We start from the raw sequence: 19,678 nt of genomic DNA on the forward strand, positions 1-19,678 counted from the left end.
CTACTTGCCTCTAACCGGCCGCGCCCCCCGCGCGACCGGTTTATCTGCACCCTGCCCGCAATCGGGCGGGGTGCTTCCCCACATAACAATCGCATAAAAGGGTGGGACCATGGACGCCATCATTCTGCAAATCCTGAACGGCCTCGACAAGGGTTCGGCCTATGCGCTGATCGCGCTGGGTCTGACACTGATATTCGGTACGCTCGGCGTGGTGAACTTTGCCCACGGCGCGCTGTTCATGATCGGATCGTTCTGCGCCGTTACCGTGCAGCGGATCCTGTCGGTCAGTTTCAAAACTGTCGATCCCAGCAAGACAGATTTTCTTGGTAACCCGTCGACCTATGACACACCCTACGTGGTGCACTGGTTCGGGCCCGAGTTTGGTGCCGGGATCATCGACTGGTCCGTACCACTGGCCATCCTGTTCGCCATCCCCATCATGATCGCCATCGGTTTCATCATGGAACGCGGGCTGATCAAGCATTTCTACAAGCGTCCCCACGCGGACCAGATCCTTGTGACCTTTGGCCTGGCCATCGTGCTTCAGGAAGTCATCAAGTATTACTACGGTGCCAATCCGATCCAGACCGGCGCGCCTGAGGTGTTCCGTGGTTCGTTCGATTTCGGCGTGCTGTTGGGCTTTGATCCCAATGTGATCATCTATCCTTACTGGCGCCTCGTGTATTTTGCCTTTGCCGCCGTGATCATCAGCGCAGTCTTCGCCTTCCTGCAGTTCACCACCTTCGGGATGGTGGTCCGCGCCGGCATGGCCGACCGCGAGACAGTGGGTCTGCTGGGCATCAATATCGACAAACGGTTCACCATCATGTTCGGCCTTGCCGCGGCTGTCGCGGGCCTGGCGGGCGTCATGTACGCACCGATCAACGCGCCAAACTATCATATGGGTATGGATTTCCTCGTTCTCAGTTTCGTGGTGGTCGTCGTCGGAGGCATGGGATCGCTTCCCGGTGCCGTTCTGGCCGGCTTCCTGCTGGGAATTCTGGAATCCTTTGCCTCGATGACCCAGGTCATCGACCTGATCCCCGGTATCAATCAGATCATCATCTATGTCGTCGCGATCATCGTATTGCTGACCCGCCCCCGTGGCCTGATGGGCCGCAAAGGCGTGATGGAGGAGTAAACAATGTTCGGACTCGAGAAAAAAGACGCGACCCTTCTGCTGATCGTGGCCGTGCTGACCATGTGCGCGCCGTTTATCCTGAACCCCTTCCCCAGCGACTCGGGGCTCGCGCAGTTCAACGCGGGCTACCCGGATCTTATGCAGCGGTTCGTGATCTTCGGGATCTTCGCCATCGGCTTCAATATCCTGTTTGGCCTGACCGGCTACCTTTCATTCGGTCACGCCGCCTTTCTGGGGGTGGGTTCCTACTCTGCCGTCTGGATGTTCAAGCTGCTCAGCATGAACGTGATCCCGGCAATCCTCCTCTCGGTCATTGTCGCGGGGGCCTTTGCCCTGATCATCGGCTTTGTCAGCCTGCGCCGGTCGGGAATCTACTTCTCGATCCTCACGCTGGCCTTCGCGCAGATGTCCTTTGCCCTGGCCTATTCGGTGCTGACGCCGATCACCAACGGCGAAACCGGCCTGCAACTGTCGCTGAACGATCCGCGCATTCTGGGCACCTCAATCTCGGCTGATGGCGGGATCCCCGTGACCCAGCTTTTCGGGATCGAGATGCGGTCGACTTACGCAATGGACGTCGGTCCGTGGCTGTTCCAGTTCAACGCGGGCTACTATCTTTGTGCCATCCTGCTGCTGCTGGCATTTTACCTCTCCATCCGCATCTTTCGCTCGCCCTTTGGCCTGATGTTGCGGGCGGTGAAATCCAACCAGCAACGGATGAACTACACTGGTCTGAATGCGCGCCCCTACACGCTGGCAGCCTTCGTGATCTCGGGTATGTATGCCGGTCTCGCCGGTGGCCTCCTCGCCTCTATGGACCCTCTGGCCGGTGCCGAGCGTATGCAGTGGACCGCATCCGGCGAAGTTGTCCTGATGACCATTCTGGGTGGTGCAGGCACGCTGATCGGCCCGGTTCTGGGTGCAGGCTTCATCAAGTACTTTGAAAACATCTTCTCCAAGATCAACGACAACGTCCTGCACCAGTGGTTTGCCTTCATGCCTGACGGGCTCGAAGACTTCATGGTGACCATCGTCCACCCCTTTGTGGGCAAGGGCTGGTCGCTGACGCTGGGCCTGATGTTCATGGCGGTGGTGATTTTCCTGCCCGGCGGCCTTGTCGAAGGTGGTCAGAAGATCGGCAAACTGTTCCGCCGCAAGAAGGCTGCTGAGGATACGTCCCCAGCCGCCAAGACACCCGCAGAATAAGGAGGCACGTCATGGGCATTCTCGAAGTCAAAGACGTCAACAAACGCTTCGGCGGCCTCCAGGCCCTCGGCAACGTCAATCTCTCGGTCGCGGACAACACCGTGCACGCCATCATCGGCCCGAACGGCGCGGGCAAATCCACCCTGCTCAATTGTCTTGTGGGCAAGCTGATCCCCGACACCGGGTCGGTCATGTTCGCAGGGCAGTCCGTGCTGGGGCGCAAACCGTTCGAAATCAACCAGATGGGCATCAGCCGCGTGTTTCAGACGCCTGAGATCTTTGGCGATCTGACGGTGATGGAAAACATGATGATCCCCTGCCTTGCCAAGCGCGACGGATCGTTCCGGATGCACGCCATCGAATCGGTTCTCGACGAAAAGGCGCTGCGTGAAAAGGCCGAGTCCATGCTCGAAGAGGTCAAGATGCTGGACAAGCGCAACATGCATGCAGCATCCATGTCGCGCGGTGATAAGCGGCGCCTGGAAATGGCTATGTGTCTGGTCCAGGAACCGCGCCTTTTGCTACTGGACGAACCCACAGCCGGCATGGCGCGGGCCGATACCAACAACACCATCGACCTGCTCAAGGAAATCAAGGCGCGCGGCAACATCACGATGTGCATTATCGAACACGACATGCATGTGGTGTTTTCGCTTGCCGACCGGATCACCGTTCTGGCGCAGGGCACCCCCCTGGTCGAGGACACGCCGGAAAACATCAAGGGCCACCCCAAGGTACGCGAAGCGTATCTGGGCGAGTCGGCCTGAACAGGAGGGCAATCAGATGAACGTCAAACCAGACTTCTCAAAGCACGCCAACCATGCGGAAACCGCCCCGGCATTCCTGTCGGTCTGGGACATCCACGCCTACTACGGTGAAAGCTATATCGTGCAGGGTGTGTCCTTCAACGTGCACGAAGGCGAGATCCTCGCTCTGCTTGGCCGCAACGGTGCCGGCAAGACCACGACCCTGCGATCCATCGCGCGTCTGGCCAATCCGCAGGTGAACAAGGGCGAAATCTGGCTCGATCACCAGCCCCTGCACAGGATGAGTTCCTATCAGGCGTCGATGGCGGGCCTTGGCCTTGTCCCCGAAGACCGCCGCATCATCCCCGGCCTCACGGTCGAAGAGAACCTGCAGCTGGCCCAGATCGCCCCGCCCATTGGCTGGTCGCTGGAACGTCTTTACGAACTATTTCCCCGCCTTGGCGAGCGGCGCAAACAGGAAGGCGTGACCCTGTCGGGCGGCGAACAGCAGATGCTGGCCATCGCCCGGGCGCTCGCGCGGGACATCAAGGTGCTGCTGCTGGACGAACCCTACGAAGGACTTGCTCCGGTTATCGTGGACGAGATCGAAAAGACCCTGCGCATCGTCAAGGAGCAGGGCATGACCACGATCATCGTTGAACAGAACGCCGTGCGGGCGCTGCAATTGGCTGACCGGGCCGTGATCCTGGACACCGGGTCGATCGTATTCGACGGAACCGCGTCCGAAGTACTTGAAAACGAACAGCTTCGCGCGGAATACCTCGCGATCTGAACTGATAACCGGCCCCCTGTACGACCAAAGCAGTCTTGCAAACGGGGGCCGGGCCGTTTTCCCTGCCCCCAAATTGGAGGAGCCTAAAATGCTAGATAAATCCTATCCCCCCGCCGCCGAGATGGTAAAATCCGCGCATATCGATGCCGCGAAATATGACAAGATGTATGCGGCGAGTGTTGCCGACCCCGAAGCCTTTTGGGGCGAAGAGGGCAAGCGGCTTGACTGGATCAAGGCCTATACGCAGGTCAAGGACACCGATTTCACACTCGGCAAGGTCAAGATCAACTGGTTCGCCGACGGCACGCTGAATGTCGCGGCCAACTGCATCGACCGCCATCTGGCGGACCGCGCAAGCCAGACCGCGATCATCTGGGAACCCGACGACCCCAAAGAAACCGCTCAGCACATCACCTATCAGCAACTGCACGACAACACCTGCCGCATGGCGAACGTGCTGCGGGATCTGGGTGTCAAACGTGGCGACCGCGTCATCCTGTATCTGCCGATGATCCCCGAGGCGGCCTATGCCATGCTCGCTTGTGCGCGCATCGGCGCGATCCACTCCATCGTCTTTGCCGGGTTCAGCCCCGACGCCCTGGCGGCGCGCATCAACGGCTGTGACGCAAAGGTGCTGATCACCGCGGACGAGGCCCCGCGCGGCGGCAAAAAGACGCCGCTCAAGACCAATGCCGACAAGGCGCTGCTGCACACCAAGGACACCGTCAAATGTCTGGTGATCAAGCGTACCGGCGGCCAGACCACCTGGACCGAGGGGCGCGATTTCGACTATACCGCGCTGGCACAGGGCGCGGCGACGACCTGCGAACCGGCGGAAATGAACGCCGAGGATCCGCTGTTCATTCTCTACACCTCTGGCTCTACCGGGCAGCCGAAAGGCGTTGTACACACCAGTGGCGGATATCTGGTTTACGCCGCCATGACGCATCAGATCACTTTTGATTACCACGACGGCGACGTCTTCTGGTGTTCGGCTGATGTGGGCTGGGTCACCGGGCATTCTTATATTGTTTACGGGCCTTTGGCGAATGGCGCGACAACCGTGATGTTCGAAGGTGTGCCGACCTATCCCGACGCCAGCCGGTTCTGGCAGGTCTGCGAAAAGCATAAAGTGACGCAGTTCTACACCGCCCCCACGGCGATTCGCGCCCTGATGGGTCAGGGCAAGGAATTCGTCGAAAAATGCGATCTGTCCTCGCTGCGGCTGCTGGGGACGGTGGGCGAACCGATCAACCCCGAGGCATGGAACTGGTACAATGACGTGGTGGGCGGCGGGCGCTGTCCGATCGTCGACACCTGGTGGCAGACGGAAACCGGCGGCCACCTGCTGACCCCCCTGCCCGGTGCCCATGCGACCAAACCGGGCGCCGCGATGAAGCCGTTCTTTGGCGTGATGCCCGTGGTGCTGGAACCGACGACCGGCGCGGAAATCCATGAATCCCCGACCGAGGGCGTGCTTGCCATCAAGGACAGCTGGCCGGGGCAGATGCGCAGCGTCTGGGGCGATCACGACCGGTTCGAGAAGACCTATTTCTCGGACTACAAGGGCTACTATTTCTCGGGTGACGGCTGTCGGCGGGATGCCGATGGCGATTACTGGATCACCGGGCGTGTCGATGACGTGATCAACGTTTCGGGCCACCGCATGGGCACGGCCGAGGTCGAATCGGCGCTGGTCGCACACGAATGCGTCGCAGAAGCCGCTGTGGTCGGCTACCCGCACGAAATCAAGGGCCAGGGCATCTACTGCTATGTCACCCTGATGAACGGGGTCGAGCCGACGGACGAGCTGAAGAAGGCGCTGCGCGGCTGGGTGCGCGAAGAAATCGGCCCCATCGCTTCACCAGACCTCATCCAGTGGGCCCCCGGCCTGCCCAAGACCCGCTCCGGCAAGATCATGCGCCGCATCCTGCGCAAGATCGCAGAAAACGACTACGGCGCCTTGGGCGACATCTCAACACTCGCCGACCCGGACGTCGTCGAGAATCTCATCGACAACAGAATGAACCGGAGGTGAGGCGTTGGATGGTACAGTGACGCCCGTGGGTGCCCCGGTTCTGATTCTGCTTGGGCCGCCCGGGGCGGGCAAAGGCACGCAAGCCCGTATGCTGGAAGAAAAATTCGGCATGGTCCAGCTGTCGACCGGCGACCTACTGCGCGCCGCCGTCAAGGCAGGCACCGAGGCTGGCAGACAGGCGAAGGCCGTCATGGACGCGGGCGGGCTGGTGAGTGATGACATCGTCATTGCGATCCTGCGCGACCGGCTTGATGCGCCGGACACCTTACAGGGCGTTATTCTCGACGGCTTTCCTCGAAACACACCTCAGGCCGAGGCGCTGGATCTTCTGTTGGCCGAACGTGAGCAGAAGATCGACGCGGCCATCAGCCTTGAGGTCGACGACGCGGAAATGGTCACACGTATCTCTGGCAGATACACCTGCGCGGAATGTGGCGAAGGGTATCATGACCAATTCAAAATCCCGCAAAAGCCAGGCGTCTGCGATGCCTGCGGCGGCACCGACATGACGCGCCGTGCCGATGACAATGCCGAAACCGTGGGCAGCCGACTGCAGGCCTATCACGAGCAGACCGCCCCACTGGCACGTTATTACCGTGCCAGAGGCGCATTGCACTGCATTCCTGCCATGGACGGGATCGACGATGTCGCGGCCCGGCTTCATGCGATTGTGACCTCGACCCGAGCGTAACAAAAGCCCCGTAGCGGGCCAAATGTCGGCAAGCGCACCGAAATTTCTTCGGAGCGTTTCGCTGCCATTTTTGAAATTGAGCGTTCCGTGCGCCTTGCGCAAGATGGCCGGAGCGCCCAAAAAACGATGCAGATCAGGGACAACGCAGTAATTACTGCATGAGCTTGAACCCTCGCGGTGCATCAGGCATGGACGCCGAGCCGCAAAATGCGCAGATTTGAAACAATGAGTATCGCCTGTTGAAGGGCAAGGTATCCGAATGAGAGGGAATTGACGTGCTTGCGCACCTGACAGGCATGAGGAAATCCGAGTTATGATCGAGCGCAATGGCTTCCGTTTCCGGGTTTTCCGAGTGTTTGCAGTTCTTGCCCTTACGCTGGTGGGTGGGTTGCAGGCCGCGCTGTGGATTGGCAGCAGACGAACCCTGGACATCGGATCCGAGGCCGGATTCGCCTTGGTGGGGGTTGCCGGGACCGGGCTGATCCTTGTGCTTTGCGTCGCGGCCTGGCTCTATTTTGATGAGCGGATTGCAAAGCCGTTGGAACGGCGGGCCTTTGCACCGGTCACGACGGATGTCCGCCCCACACTCAGCCAAGAAGACATCGCCCTGCAGGACGCGCGCCGCATGGCCCGTGCCATGGCCCTCCTGGAATCGGACAAGGCCCAACTGATCAGGCTGATCAGCGAAATTCCCGGCGCGATACTTGTGATCAACACTGCGGATCAGATCGTGCTTTATGACAGTCAGGCAGCAGATCTTCTCGCCCGACTGGGTGTGCCACGTCTGAACGCCCCGCTCGGTGACTATTTAGAGGCCACCGGCCTGTCGGCTGCGCGATCCAAGATGCAGCGCACCGGGCTAGAGGTGCGCTTCACAGCGAGTGCCATCCATTCTCCTGACAGCCTCAGCGTACGCCTGCGTCCTCTCGACAATGGCAATGCGCTGGTCATTTTTCAGGAAACAGAAGCCTCCGGGGGGGCTACCTTGCCCGGCCCTCTTGTCTATGACTTTGCGCTGATGGCTCCGCGAAACGGGCAGGACATCGACTCTATGTCCCTGAACGCGCTGACATATTTGGTCCTTTCGACAGAAACGACCGGCCTTCTGCCGCACCGCGACAATATCGTGAAGATCGGCGCCGTCCGAATGGTCGGCTCGCGCATCCTGCGGCGGGAAACTTTGGAACTGCGGATCGACCCAGCATCTAAAAACGCGGGCGAAACATCTGAGGATGGGCGGATGGGCATCCTTGAAGCCAGCGCGGAATTGCACAAATTTGCCCATGATGCGGTGATCGTGGCCCACAACGCCCCACTGCGCATGGCCTTTCTGCGGCACCATGCGGGTGTGACCTGGGACCATCCACAGATCGATCTGGTGCTGCTATCGGCGCTGCTGTTCGGAGATGGCGCGGATCACAGCCTGAGGAGCCTGGCCAGTCGGACGGGTGTCGGCCCGTCCCACGCATTGTCGCGTGGCGGTCTGGCCCAGGCGATTTTGGCTGCAGAAGTGTTGCAGCGCCTTATGCCGATGCTTGCAGCGCGCGAGTTGGACAGCCTTCGCGAACTGATGGATGCGTTGGACCAACACGCGGACAGTCTGGAAAAATTGCATTGATCCGCCGAGGCAGTAGCCCCGGTGAAGATAAAAAAGGCCCGAATACCGGGTCGTGATCGGTATCTAGGCTGCTTTTATCACGAGATCGGCGACAAGGATCCCATCGTATCCCCCGGCACAGATCGACACCAGCATCCCGCCGGCGCGTATGTGATCGGGATGCGCCTCATAGGCCAGATGCGCCGTGCGGTCGGTGAAGGTCACCACAAAACCGTAGGGATAATCCGGCGTCTTGCCCTCGTAATCCGCATTCGGTCCATGGTCGAAGGCCAGAAGTCCCAGTACCTTCCCCTGCAATCCGTCAAGAAGCTCAAGCGCCTCAAGCAGGATGGCCTTGTCGTGCCTCGGGGGTAGGTTCAGCAGCACAATGTGACGGATCAACTCGAGGTACCTTCAGGGTCTATGCCAAGGCTCGTTTCACGCGCCGCAAGGGACACCGGTGCGCGGCGCAAGGCGGGCGGGCGCTGCCCGGTTTCGACCCAGTCAAGCAGCGCTGCTGCAGCATCCCGACCGAATTGCGCGATATCGCAGTCGACCGAACTGAGGCGTGGCCAGACCTGATTGCATTCTTCAATGTCATCAAAGCCGACGATCCGGAAATCCTCACCCACTCGGCGGCCCAGCCGTGCGAACCCGGAAAGAAGACCCAAGGCGACCTGATCGTTGAAGCAGACGGCGGCGTCGATTTCAGGCGTTTCGCGGCTGATCTTCTCGGCGATCTCTGCACCAAACGCCCGTGTGGCGCGGCCATGAAACGAAGTTGGCTGTACCCCTGTGCCAATCAGTGCTTCAAGATATCCTGACATCCGTTCGGTCGTGACCGCCCTGTCCTCCAAACCGCCGACAAAGGCGATGTTGCGGGCGCCCTGTTCGATCAGGTGCTGGGTGGCGAGCAGCCCACCACGGGCAAAGTCGAAGGTCGCGAAGGGAAACAGATCGCCGCGCGGATCGACCTGACGGAGGACCTGCAGGCAGGGGATGCCCGCCCGTGCGATCTGATCAAAGGTCTCCGCCTCCTGCCCGTAGGCGGGTGAGATGATAAAGGCCGAAACACCGTGTTCGATCATCGAGCTGACCATCTGCGCCTGAAGCGCGCCGTCCTCATCCGAGTTCGAAATGACAGTGGCGTAGCCCTGCGCGGACAGGGCCATCTGCACGGATGTGGCAAATTCGGTAAAGAACGGGTTGCGCAGGTCGTTGATCACGAGGCCGATCAGACCGACGGACGATTTGCGCAGGTTGGCGGCAGCGCGATTGTAGACATAGCCGGTCGCGGCCATCGCCTCGCGGACCTGCTTAGCTGTGTCTTCCTTGACCGTAGGGCTGCCGCGCACGACCAGCGAGACGGTGGATTTCGACACACCGGCCGCGCGGGCCACATCTAGGATAGTTGGTCGGCGTGTGTTCATCTTACTCAATCCCGTGTAGGGTCAAAAGGGTAGTCATCCTGATTTTCGCAAGGTCCGGACGGGCAAGCAAGCCTGCACGGTCTGCCAGACGGAAGATTTCTGCGTAGTGTGTAATCGCACGGCTGGATTGAAAGCCCGCGGGCATGATGAAATGCTTCTGCGTGCCGTTCAGCCAGGACAGAAAGGCGATCCCGGCCTTGTAAAACTGCGTCGGCGCGCGAAAGATTTCCCTACTAAGCGGCACGGTGGGGGCCAGCAGCGCGTGATACCGTTCCAGATCGTTCATCGCCAAGGCTTCGAGCGCGCGCGAGGCCGCCGGAGCGATGGCGGCGAAGATGCCAAGAAGCGCGTGGGAATAATGGGTGCAGTCGCCTTCAATCAGGGCGGCATAGTTGAAATCGTCACCGGTGTAGAGACGCACGCCACTGGGCAGCCGCTTGCGAAAGGCCTCTTCATGCGCCTGATCCAGCAGGGAAATCTTGATCCCGTCAATCTTGTCGGCATGTGAATTGATAAGAGTCAGCACCGTTTCCGTCGCCGTGGCCACGTCGGTGCTGCCCCAGTAACCGGCAAGGGCTGCGTCGAACATGTCGCCTAGCCAGTGAAGCACCACCGGTTCCCGCGCCTGTTCCAGAAGCTGACCGTAAAGAGCGATGTAGTCGACCGCACCCGCCTTGATCGCGGGCAAGGCGCGGGTGGCCATCAGGATAATCTGGCCGCCTGCCGCCTCGATCGTGGCCATCTGGGTTTCATAGGCCGCGCGGATCGTATCCAGGCTGGAAAGTTCCGCCAGCGCCACATGGTCCGTGCCCGCGCCACAGGCGACGCGCGGTTTCAGCGGATGGGCCTGCGCCTCTTTCATGGTTCGTTCGATCAGCTCCTTCGCAGTCAGCCAGTCTACGCCCATGCCGCGCTGCGCCGTATCCATCGCCTCGGCCAGTCCAAAGCCCTGATCCCAGAGCGTGTGCCTAAATGCGAGGGTCGCGTCCCAGTCCACCGCCGGTCGGCCACCCCATGGATCGCGTTCGCGCAGTGGGTCCGAAATGACATGCGCGGCGGCAAAGGCCGTGCGGGTCAGCGGCACATGCGGCGCACGCGGGATAAGCGGCGTTCCGGACTGGGTATAGTCCGACAGGGTTCCGTCGAGGTTCGGCAGGCGCATGAATCAGATTCCCGTGTCTTCGCGGATCATGTCGGCGGCTTTCTCCGCAATCATGATGGCAGTTGCATTGGTATTGGCTGAAACGAGACGGGGCATGATGCTTGCATCTACCACCCTGAGCCCTGCTATCCCGTTAAAGCGCAACCGTGGGTCGACCACAGCGTCCGGGTCAACACCCATCCGGCAGGTGCCCGCCGGGTGGTGATCGGTCTTGGCATGGGCCGCGGCATACGCCGCCAGATCGTCGTCCGTCGTCAGGTCCGGCCCCGGCAGACGTTCGGCCAGCACATAGGGTTTCAGTGCCGCCTGTGACATGATCTCGCGGACCATGCGCAGACCCCTGATCGACATTTCCTTGTCATAGGGATCAGCCCAGTAGTTCGGATCAATCAGCGGCGCGGCGCTGGCATCATCCGACGCGAGCCGCACAGTGCCCCGGGATCGGGGCCGCAGATAAGCCGAATTCAGCGTCACCCCGCCGTGGGGCATGTGATCCACACCGGCCTCAATCCCCGATCCAAGCCCAAGGTGGAACTGGATATCGGGCGATCGCGCGTCTTTGTCAGCATACCAGAAGCCGCCGGTTTCAAACAGGGACGAGGCGACGGGGCCGGAATGGTTGATCAGGTACTGAAGCCCCGCAACGACAGACCAGAGCGGTTTGGCATATTTGTCATAGGTAAAATCGCCGCGACATTCGCAGATCGTGAAGAGGTCAAGGTGATCCTGAAGGTTCGATCCCACTTCGGGCTGATCGAACACCACGGGCACGCCAACTTCGGTCAGATGATCCGCAGGCCCGATGCCCGACAGTTGCAGCATTCGAGGAGAGCCAATCGCGCCCGAGGAAAGCAGAACCTCTGTTCCGGCATGGATTTTTTCACCACCGGCAAGCTCGACCCCTGTGGCGCGGCCCTGTTCGACCATGATCCGGCGTACCTGTGTACCCGTCCGCACGGTCAGGTTCTTGCGATGGCGCACCGGGTCCAGATAGGCGACCGAGGTCGAGGAGCGGCGCACATTGCGCTGGGTCAGCTGGTAATATCCCACCCCGTCCTGACGCTCCCCGGCCATATCCATGTTGCGTGGGATTCCCATCTGTGCGGCTGCGTCGAAATAGGCATCACAGATCGGCAGCGGGGCGGAGGGTTGCGATACCCCCAGCGGGCCGCCCTTGCCGTGGTAGCGGTCGTTGTAGGTGTCGTTGTCTTCGGCCTTGCGGAAATAGGGCAACACGCTTTCATAGGACCAGCCGATACAGCCCAATTGCCGCCATTCGTCATAGTCCTGCGCAGCACCACGCGTGTAGATCTGCGCATTGACCGACGATCCGCCGCCAATCACCTTTGCCTGAGTATACCGCAGCCTGCGTCCGCCCAGATGTTCCTGCGGCGTGGTGAACCAGCCCCAGCTTCCGATACCCTTGGTCATCTTGGCGAAACCGGCGGGCATCTTGTAAAACGGGTGCCAGTCGCGACCGCCTGCTTCCAGCAGCAGCACGCTGGCCTTGGTTTCGGACAGTCGCGCGGCAAGTACGCAGCCAGCCGAACCGCCGCCGATGATGATGAAATCGTATGTCTGTGCCATGTGCCTCAAAGCCTTGGGATAGAGAGGCCACCGTCCAGCGGAATGACCGCTCCGGTGGCGAATTGCATGTCTCCGCGCGCCAGCGGCAGAACGGCCTGGCCGATGTCGCCGGGCATGCCCCAGCGGCGTGCGGGGACAAGACCGGCTTCGATCCGGGGGGTATAGCTGTCCTGTACCCCGGCGGTCATGGGGGATGCGATGATGCCGGGACGCAGTTCAAAAACCCCGATCCCCGCCTGCGCAAGCCGCACAGCAAAGAGCTTGGCCATCATCGCAGCCCCCGCCTTGGACAGGCAGTATTCTGCGCGCTCGACCGAGACCATTTCGGCGCTGGCCGAGGTCACGAAGAGCATGGACCTGTAGGGATCGACGGGCTGCACCAGCAGGTTTCTGGCCACCGCCTGAGCGAGGAAGAAAGCACCGCGCAGGTTGATATCCATGGTGAAATCATAGTTCTCGGGCAAGAGGTCGAGCATGTCACCGCGCACCCGCGCCGGGACGCCCGCGTTCGAAACATAGGTGGTGATCGGCCCGGCCTGATCCAGAAGCGCGCCGATCCCGTTAAGATCGGACAGATCGTGGCGGATGTAGCGGGCGTTTGGCCCCAGCTGTGCCAATGCGTCAACCACAGCCCCGGACTCGGGTGCGGCCTCGGCCGCCAGCGTCACCTGCCACCCGGCATCCGCCAGAACCGAAGCAATCCCAAGGCCAATGCCCTGCTGTCCGCCGGTGATCAGCGCATGGGGCGTCATGTCCATCCCTCCGAAATCGCATCGGCGCAGCGCAGAGCGTGGGCGGCCACCGTCAGCGACGGGTTCACGGCCCCCGACGTCGGCAGCACGCTGGCATCCGCGATAAACAGGTTCTCGTGGTCATGCGTGCGGCCCCAGATATCTGTGACCGATCGCGTCGAATCCCAGCCCATCCGCGCCGTGCCGCATTGATGCGACGGCGTGCGGCGGTCGAACGCCTTGGACAGCACAACCGGGAACCCGGCGCGGCGCATCACCTGTTTCATCTTTGCGACCAACGCCAGATGTGCCTCCCAATTTGACCGCCGCCAGTCGAGCCTGATCTGACCATCCTTGACGGTCACGCGGCTGTCGACATCGGGCAGGTCTTCGGACATGAGGTAGAGATCAATGCTCCGGTCGGTGATCCATTTTGCGATTCGCAGAGGTATCCCCGATTGCGATGACAGGATCGGGGCCGAAATCTTGCCCAGCAACTGCACATTTCCCAGCGGTTCGCCATACGGGCCCCCGTCCAGGTAAAAGTCGTTGACCGTCAGTGTCTTCTGATAAACGGATGGATTGCGGCGCAGCGGATGCAGCGCCAGCATCGCAGAGGCGTTGTGGTTCATGAAATTCCGCCCCACCTGATCCGAGCTGTTGGCCAGCCCTGCCGGATGGCGCGCATCCGCGGACCGCAGCAACAGCGCCGCCGTATTCACCGCCCCCGCCGCCAGCACCACCACAGGCGCGCTCAGCGTCTCGCCCAGGCCATCGCGCGTCACTTCCAGCCCGGTGATCCGGCCGTTTTCGTCCGCCAGCAGACGGTCCACATGCGTGCCGGTCTGGAGCGTGACATTGGGGTACTTCAACGCCTCGGCCAGGCCACAGCTTTCGGCATCCATCTTGCCGCCGCAGGTGTCGGGATGCCCGTCCCAGGGCGTTTTTCCACCAGCCAGCCAGCGGTCCAGATCAACTCCCAGCGGCAGCGGGGACGGATGCAGACCAGAGGCCCGCAACCGCTGCGCCAGGTCGGCAATCACAGGTTCGTCCGGGACGGGGGGATGCGGATAGTCCCCCGCATGGGGTGGCTCACTTGGATCTGCCCCCAGTGCCCCGCGAACCTGATACAAGGCTTCGGCCCGGTCGTAATAGGGGGCGAAGTCGTCATAGGACACCGGCCAGCCAGCGCTGGTCCCGCCCATATGCGAATTCAGCGAAAAGTCCGCCTCGCGGAAGCGGAAAAGCACGGCACCGTACATCTTGGTATTGCCGCCGACAAAGTAAAAGTTGCCGGGGTTGAATGCGCGGCCCTGCCCGTCCAGCCAGCTTTCCTTGGGGCGGAAATGCCCGCGCGCAAAGATTGCGGTCGCATCACGCGCCTCGGGGCTGTCACGCAGGTGTTCGCCCCGTTCAAGGATCAGGATCTGTCGGCCCGTCGGTGCAAGGGCGGCGGCGATCGTCGCCCCGCCCATGCCCGATCCGATCACGATGATCTCTGGCTGCGGCATGGCTGTCAGCCCTTGACCCAGTTGTCGCGGCCCGGGGTGACCCGCATGGTCAGAGTCTTCAGTTCGGTAAACTCCTCAAGGCCATAGCGACCCAGTTCGCGCCCCTGCCCGCTTTGTTTTACGCCGCCAAACGGCATTTCCGGGAAACCGTCCATCCAGGTGTTGGTCCAGACCGTGCCCGCCTGCACCTTGCGGGCGAATTGCAGGCAGGTGTGCATATTGGTGCTCCAGACCCCTGCGGACAGACCGTAAGTGGCACCATTTGCAAGCTGGATCGCCTCGTCAAAGTCGCGGAAGGTCAGCACGGCCAGTACCGGGCCAAAGACTTCGTCCCGCGCGATAGGCATATCCGGCGTCACCCCGGTCACCACGGTCGGCCCGTAGAACTGCCCCGGCAACCCGTCGAGAGTCAGAGCCTGTCCACCCAGCGCGACCTTCGCGCCGCCGGATTGTGCATCGCGCACATATCCCGCGATCTTGGCCTGATGCTCGGGCGAGATGATGGCGCCAACCTGAGTGTCGGGATGCAGCGGATCGCCAAACGGGACCTTGCGCGACAGGGCGACGATCTTGTTCGTCAGCGCCTCGGCGACGTCCTCGTGCACGATGATCCGGCTGCCGGAATTGCAGCATTCTCCCGCGTTGAAGTAGATCCCGAAAGTGATCGCATCCGCCGCCGCATCAAGATCCGCATCGGGAAAGATCACCTGAGGGTTCTTGCCGCCAAGTTCGAAGGACAGCTTTTTCAGCGTCCCCGACGCCGCCGCCGCAATCCGTTTGCCAACCCCGGTGGAGCCGGTGAAAGACACCATGTCGACAGAGTCGTGGGCCGACATAAGCGCGCCAACCGGATCGCCAAAACCCAGCACGATATTGACCACGCCCTTGGGCAAACCGGCCTCAATCAGCATCTCGCCCAGCATGACGGTGGTGGACGGGGTCATTTCAGATGGTTTCACCACCGCCGTGCAGCCAGCCGCCAGCGCAAAGGGCAATTTCTGGCTGACGATCAGGAAGGGGAAATTCCAGGGCGTGATCATCGATACCACGCCAATGGGATCGCGCAGCACCACGCCAAGCATGTCCGGCCCCAGCGAATTGTGGCTGTCCCCGTGAATCGTGCGCGCAAGCGAGGCGGCATAGCGCCAAAGGTCTGCCGCGCCTTCGATCTCTGCCCGGGATTGGCTGATCGGCTTGCCGCTTTCCAGCACCTCCATCACCGCGATTTCTTCGCGTCTCGCGTCGATCAGGTCGGCCACCTTCAGCAGCAGCGTTGCGCGATACTTGCCGGATGTTTCGGCCCAGCCCGATGTGTCAAAGGCGCGCCGCGCGGCTGCAATAGCGGCCTCGGTCTCGGTCACGCCGCCCTTGGCAGAGGTACTGACAAGGGTGCCATGCGCGGGCGAGTGGCGTTGGAACGTCTCGGCAGAGTCCGTCCATGCGCCGTCGATCAGGTGCCGACCAACAAAGGGTTCGGGCATGGCAACAGAGGCGGAGTCGATCAGGGTCAGGTCATTCATCATTCAGCGTCCCGGAAATTCTGGAGTACGTTTGTTGGCAAAGGCATCGACGCCTTCGGCCTTGTCTGCGCTGGCGCCGATCATGGCACCGCCAAGGGCTTCGATCATCGCGCTGCGATCTTCGCCCACGGCCGCGTGGATCTGGTATTTGGCAACTTCGGTGGCCATCGGGCTGGTCTTGCCCAGCTTTTCGGCGATCTCCCGTGCCATAGCTTCGGGGTCGTCGCTGACTTCGGCAACGAATCCCAAGGCATGCGCGCGCTCGGCGTTCAGCCGACGTCCGAACAGGGCCATCTCCTTGACCACCGGTTCGGGCAGCAGACGGGTCAGCCGCTGGGTGCCCGACCAGCCCGGAACGATCCCGACCTGCGTTTCCGGCAGCGCCAGCGTCGCGCGTGGGGCCATGATGCGAATGTCGCAGGCAGTGGCGAGTTCAAGGCCGCCACCAAAAGCATGGGCACCGATAGCGGCAATGGTGGGATGTGACAGCCGTGCGAGCCGGTCGAATATTCTGTGCCCGTCACGGACCCAGTGGCGGGCGAAATCAAACGGGCTTAGCGCGCCCCAGGCGATTATATCGGCACCCGCGCAGAACGCCTTGGCCGGGCTGGCGGTCAGGATCACGCAGCGGATGGACCGTTCCATTTCCAGTGCGGCACAATGCGCATCCAATTCACGCAGCATTTCGGGCGTAAAAGCATTCAGCTTGTCCGGGTTTTCCAACCGCAGCGTCGCGATCGGGCCATCTATGGTCAGGCTCACACGGCTCATAAGGTCAGCCCCATCGGCCCGGTGCCAAGCAACGAGAGCGGCATCGTGGTAGCACCCTCGGCAATGCGAACGCGGCCTTCTGACGCCTGAACGATATCGCGCTCTGGAACGATCCCGGGCATGATCTCATAGGCCTCAAGCCCCGTTTCGGTCAGCCGCATCACGCAGCGTTCGGTGATATAGACGACTTCCTGCCCGGTGCGCAGGGCGCGCTGGCCGGCAAAGGTCACATGTTCGACTTCGGAAACCATCTTGGTGAATTTGCCGGGTTTGGCGACGCGCAGGCCGGTATCGGTCAGCTCCAGACCTGCAGCCGCCTCAAAATATCCGGAAAAGACAATCTTGCGGGCGTGGGCGGTAATGTCGACGAACCCACCGCAACCCGCTGTCAGATAGGGTTTCTTGCCCAGTTTCGAGACGTTCACATTGCCCTTAACATCAACCTCAAGGAACGACAGGAACGACACGTCGAACCCACCACCCTGGAAGTAGGTGAACTGGTTGGGGCTCGGTACAAAGGCATCGGCGTTGGAGGCGCAGCCAAAGGCAAAGCCCATCAGCGGCATCCCCCCGACAGCACCCTGTTCGATGGCCCAGGTAACGGCGCCGACCTCACCCTCCTCAAGCAGAATACGGGGCACCATGGCCGAGATACCAAAGCCGAGGTTGGCCGTCTGCCCACGCTTCAGCTCCATCGCGGCACGCCGCGCAATGACCTTTTCAATGCCATGTTCCGCAAGTTCAAAGGAGGACCAGGGCCGCATCACCTCGCCCGAAATCGCCGGATCATATTGGGTTTCGGTTGTCTGCTTCTGGTCCGGATCGACGACGATCAGATCCACCAGATGCCCCGGCACATGCACGTCGTGCGGGCGCAGGGATCCGTTGGCCGTGACCCGTTTCACCTGAGCGATCACCAACCCGCGATGGTTGCGCGTGGCAATGGCCTGATCGAGCCCACCAAGGTAGGCGCCTTCGTGTTCGTAGGTCAGATTGCCATGTTCATCAGCAGTGGTCGCGCGCAGGATCGTGACGTCTGGAACGATATTGGGAAAGTGTAGCCAGGTGTCGCCGCCGAATTCGACGCGATGCACGATGGGTGTTTCAGCCGCGCGGTCGTTCATCGCGCAGCCCTGCAATTCGGGATCGACGAAAGTCTCCAACCCTACCTTGGTCAAAACCCCGGGGCGGCGGGCAGCAACATCGCGGTGCATGTCGAACAGGATGCCCGAAGGCACGTTGTAGGCAGCGACACGGTTGTCCACGACCATATGCCAGATCGCCGGCATGGGCAGCGACGACGGCCCCGAGGGGTAAGACCCCCCGATGATGGTCGACAGCAACCCGTCCTTTGCAATGTGGTCCACGCCCTTGATACCGTACATGTCCCCCGCGGCGATGGGGTGCAGCGTGGTCAGATTGCGCGGATGGCCTTCGGAATCGAAGCGTTCCCCGATGGCTTTCAGCACCGCATCGGGACAGCCAAGGCCAGAGGAGGAGGAGACCGAGACGACCGCATTATCGGCAATCCGCGCAGCAGCTTCGGCGCTGGTGACGATTTTCGACATGGCTCAGAGCCCCTTGAAATCGACGGCGGTGCGCTGACCGGATTTTGCCGCCTGCGCCACGGCTGCTGCCACGGCCAGCGACTTGATGCCGTCCACGCCATCGGCGCCCGGGCGGCCCTTGCCTGCAAGCGCCCCTTCGAAGAGTTTGACGGCGTGGTCATAAAGGCCGTGACCGGAAAACGGCAGCGCGGCGCGACCAGAGGCCGTCACGATCTCAATCTCGCCCATCGGTGCCGGGGTCATCACATTGCGTGCAAGGATCGCGCCCTCGGTGCCGTAGACTTCGAAAGCCGTCTTGGCATATTCGTGCGTAAAGCTTTCGTGCGTCTGGACCATCACACCCGAAGGCATGTGCCAGATCGACATGCAGCTGTCCTCGACCCCCTGCCCCAACCCGGATTCGGCGGACATGGCGACAACATCCACCGGGTATTCGCCCAGTTGAAAACCGACCGTGTCGGCGTCATGCACGACGATATCGGCGATCACGCCACCACCCGCTTCGGGGCTGGTCAGGCGCCAGCCCTGCAGGTGTTTCGGCAACAGGACGGCATGGTGTACGCGGACAGAAAGCACGCGACCGATTTTTCCGGCCTTGATCGCATCGCGGATGGCGATGTGCGACCCGGCGTTGCGCAGATGGTGGTTGGTGGCAAAGACCAGCCCCGCATCCTTTGCCGCCTGCACCATGGTCACGGCGTCGTCGATGTTGGTCGCCAGCGGCTTTTCGCAAAGCACATGCTTGCCTGCGGCAATGGCGGCCATCGCCTGAGCGAAATGTTTTTCGTTTGTGGTCGAAATATAGACAGCGTCGAGGTCCGGGTCCGCCAGCATTTCGTCCAGAGAGGTCACGCCTTTGGCAATGCCATGGGTGTCGGCGTAGCTTTGCGCCCGCGCCGAGTCAGAGCTGAGCACGGATTTGATCGTGCCGCCGTTGCTGCGAAAAGCGCCGATCATTTGTTCGGCCGCGATGCTGCTGGCCCCTATCAGTCCCCAGGTGGTCATGGCGGTATCCTCTTGGATCATAATTTCTGGAACGTTCTTTTATGGAATAGGAACGTTCCATTATCATGTCAAGCGGCAAGGGAAGGCTGCTGGAAAACTCTGTATTCCGCCTGAAAGGCATCCAAAGCGCGGCGCCGATGCGGGGCCAGGCGCGCATGTCCCCCGACCAATAGAACCGGCG

At 61.4% G+C, this 19,678-nt stretch carries 17 protein-coding genes; 7 read left to right on the plus strand and 10 right to left on the minus strand.

The window, feature by feature from the left end; genetic code table 11:
- Positions 1 to 109: 109 nt before the first annotated feature.
- The 7 genes from CHB75_RS13385 to CHB75_RS13415 all read left to right on the plus strand — a co-directional run bounded on the left by CHB75_RS13385 (position 110) and on the right by CHB75_RS13415 (position 8,233).
- Positions 110 to 1,141, plus strand: coding sequence for a branched-chain amino acid ABC transporter permease (locus CHB75_RS13385; protein ID WP_089271292.1), 1,032 nt, complete (start codon positions 110 to 112; stop codon positions 1,139 to 1,141).
- A 3-nt stretch (positions 1,142 to 1,144) separates the two neighbouring features.
- The gene (locus CHB75_RS13390) at positions 1,145 to 2,347 is read left to right on the plus strand and encodes a branched-chain amino acid ABC transporter permease (protein ID WP_089271294.1); all 1,203 of its coding nucleotides are present in this window, start codon (positions 1,145 to 1,147) and stop codon (positions 2,345 to 2,347) included.
- An 11-nt stretch (positions 2,348 to 2,358) separates the two neighbouring features.
- Complete coding sequence (locus tag CHB75_RS13395) at positions 2,359 to 3,114, plus strand: ABC transporter ATP-binding protein (protein ID WP_089271296.1); 756 nt, start codon at positions 2,359 to 2,361, stop codon at positions 3,112 to 3,114.
- Between the two features lie 16 nt (positions 3,115 to 3,130).
- Complete coding sequence (locus tag CHB75_RS13400) at positions 3,131 to 3,886, plus strand: ABC transporter ATP-binding protein (protein WP_089271298.1); 756 nt, start codon at positions 3,131 to 3,133, stop codon at positions 3,884 to 3,886.
- An 88-nt stretch (positions 3,887 to 3,974) separates the two neighbouring features.
- Positions 3,975 to 5,924 carry an acetate--CoA ligase gene (gene acs / locus CHB75_RS13405; RefSeq protein WP_089271300.1) on the plus strand — a complete coding sequence of 650 codons (1,950 nt, stop codon included), beginning with the start codon at positions 3,975 to 3,977 and terminating at the stop codon, positions 5,922 to 5,924.
- A 4-nt stretch (positions 5,925 to 5,928) separates the two neighbouring features.
- Positions 5,929 to 6,615: an adenylate kinase gene (locus CHB75_RS13410; protein WP_089271302.1), complete on the plus strand. Its 687-nt coding sequence runs from the start codon at positions 5,929 to 5,931 to the stop codon at positions 6,613 to 6,615.
- A gap of 313 nt (positions 6,616 to 6,928) precedes the next feature.
- Positions 6,929 to 8,233 (plus strand): 3'-5' exonuclease, encoded by a 1,305-nt coding sequence (locus tag CHB75_RS13415; protein ID WP_089271303.1) that lies wholly within the window; start codon positions 6,929 to 6,931, stop codon positions 8,231 to 8,233.
- A gap of 63 nt (positions 8,234 to 8,296) precedes the next feature.
- Here the strand turns inward: CHB75_RS13415 and CHB75_RS13420 are convergent, their stop codons facing one another.
- Genes CHB75_RS13420 through CHB75_RS13465 form a run of 10 tightly spaced genes read right to left on the minus strand, consistent with a single transcriptional unit; the run spans position 8,297 to position 19,497 of the window.
- Complete coding sequence (locus CHB75_RS13420; RefSeq protein WP_089271305.1) at positions 8,297 to 8,614, minus strand: Dabb family protein; 318 nt, start codon at positions 8,612 to 8,614, stop codon at positions 8,297 to 8,299.
- Positions 8,611 to 9,642, minus strand: coding sequence for a LacI family DNA-binding transcriptional regulator (locus CHB75_RS13425; protein ID WP_089271306.1), 1,032 nt, complete (start codon positions 9,640 to 9,642; stop codon positions 8,611 to 8,613). The genes CHB75_RS13420 and CHB75_RS13425 overlap by 4 nt, the downstream gene beginning before the upstream one ends.
- A 1-nt stretch (position 9,643) precedes the next feature.
- Complete coding sequence (locus CHB75_RS13430; protein WP_089271308.1) at positions 9,644 to 10,804, minus strand: dihydrodipicolinate synthase family protein; 1,161 nt, start codon at positions 10,802 to 10,804, stop codon at positions 9,644 to 9,646.
- 3 nt (positions 10,805 to 10,807) lie between these two features.
- Complete coding sequence (locus tag CHB75_RS13435; protein ID WP_089271309.1) at positions 10,808 to 12,391, minus strand: GMC family oxidoreductase; 1,584 nt, start codon at positions 12,389 to 12,391, stop codon at positions 10,808 to 10,810.
- 5 nt (positions 12,392 to 12,396) lie between these two features.
- The gene (locus tag CHB75_RS13440) at positions 12,397 to 13,143 is read right to left on the minus strand and encodes a 3-ketoacyl-ACP reductase (protein WP_089271311.1); all 747 of its coding nucleotides are present in this window, start codon (positions 13,141 to 13,143) and stop codon (positions 12,397 to 12,399) included.
- The gene (locus tag CHB75_RS13445; RefSeq protein WP_089271313.1) at positions 13,140 to 14,633 is read right to left on the minus strand and encodes a GMC oxidoreductase; all 1,494 of its coding nucleotides are present in this window, start codon (positions 14,631 to 14,633) and stop codon (positions 13,140 to 13,142) included. Before CHB75_RS13445 ends, CHB75_RS13440 begins: the two co-directional genes overlap by 4 nt.
- 5 nt (positions 14,634 to 14,638) lie before the next feature.
- A complete protein-coding gene (locus CHB75_RS13450) occupies positions 14,639 to 16,153 on the minus strand; it encodes an aldehyde dehydrogenase family protein (RefSeq protein ID WP_089271497.1) in 1,515 nt (504 codons plus the stop codon).
- 3 nt (positions 16,154 to 16,156) lie between these two features.
- The gene (locus tag CHB75_RS13455) at positions 16,157 to 16,924 is read right to left on the minus strand and encodes an enoyl-CoA hydratase/isomerase family protein (protein WP_089271315.1); all 768 of its coding nucleotides are present in this window, start codon (positions 16,922 to 16,924) and stop codon (positions 16,157 to 16,159) included.
- Positions 16,921 to 18,492 (minus strand): acyl CoA:acetate/3-ketoacid CoA transferase, encoded by a 1,572-nt coding sequence (locus CHB75_RS13460; RefSeq protein WP_089271317.1) that lies wholly within the window; start codon positions 18,490 to 18,492, stop codon positions 16,921 to 16,923. Before CHB75_RS13460 ends, CHB75_RS13455 begins: the two co-directional genes overlap by 4 nt.
- Before the next feature lie 3 nt (positions 18,493 to 18,495).
- On the minus strand, positions 18,496 to 19,497 hold the full coding sequence (locus CHB75_RS13465) for a Gfo/Idh/MocA family protein (protein ID WP_089271499.1): 1,002 nt from the start codon (positions 19,495 to 19,497) through the stop codon (positions 18,496 to 18,498).
- Positions 19,498 to 19,678: the final 181 nt, after the last annotated feature.

Origin of the sequence: Puniceibacterium sediminis (assembly GCF_900188035.1) — a bacterium.
GTDB lineage: Bacteria > Pseudomonadota > Alphaproteobacteria > Rhodobacterales > Rhodobacteraceae > Puniceibacterium > Puniceibacterium sediminis.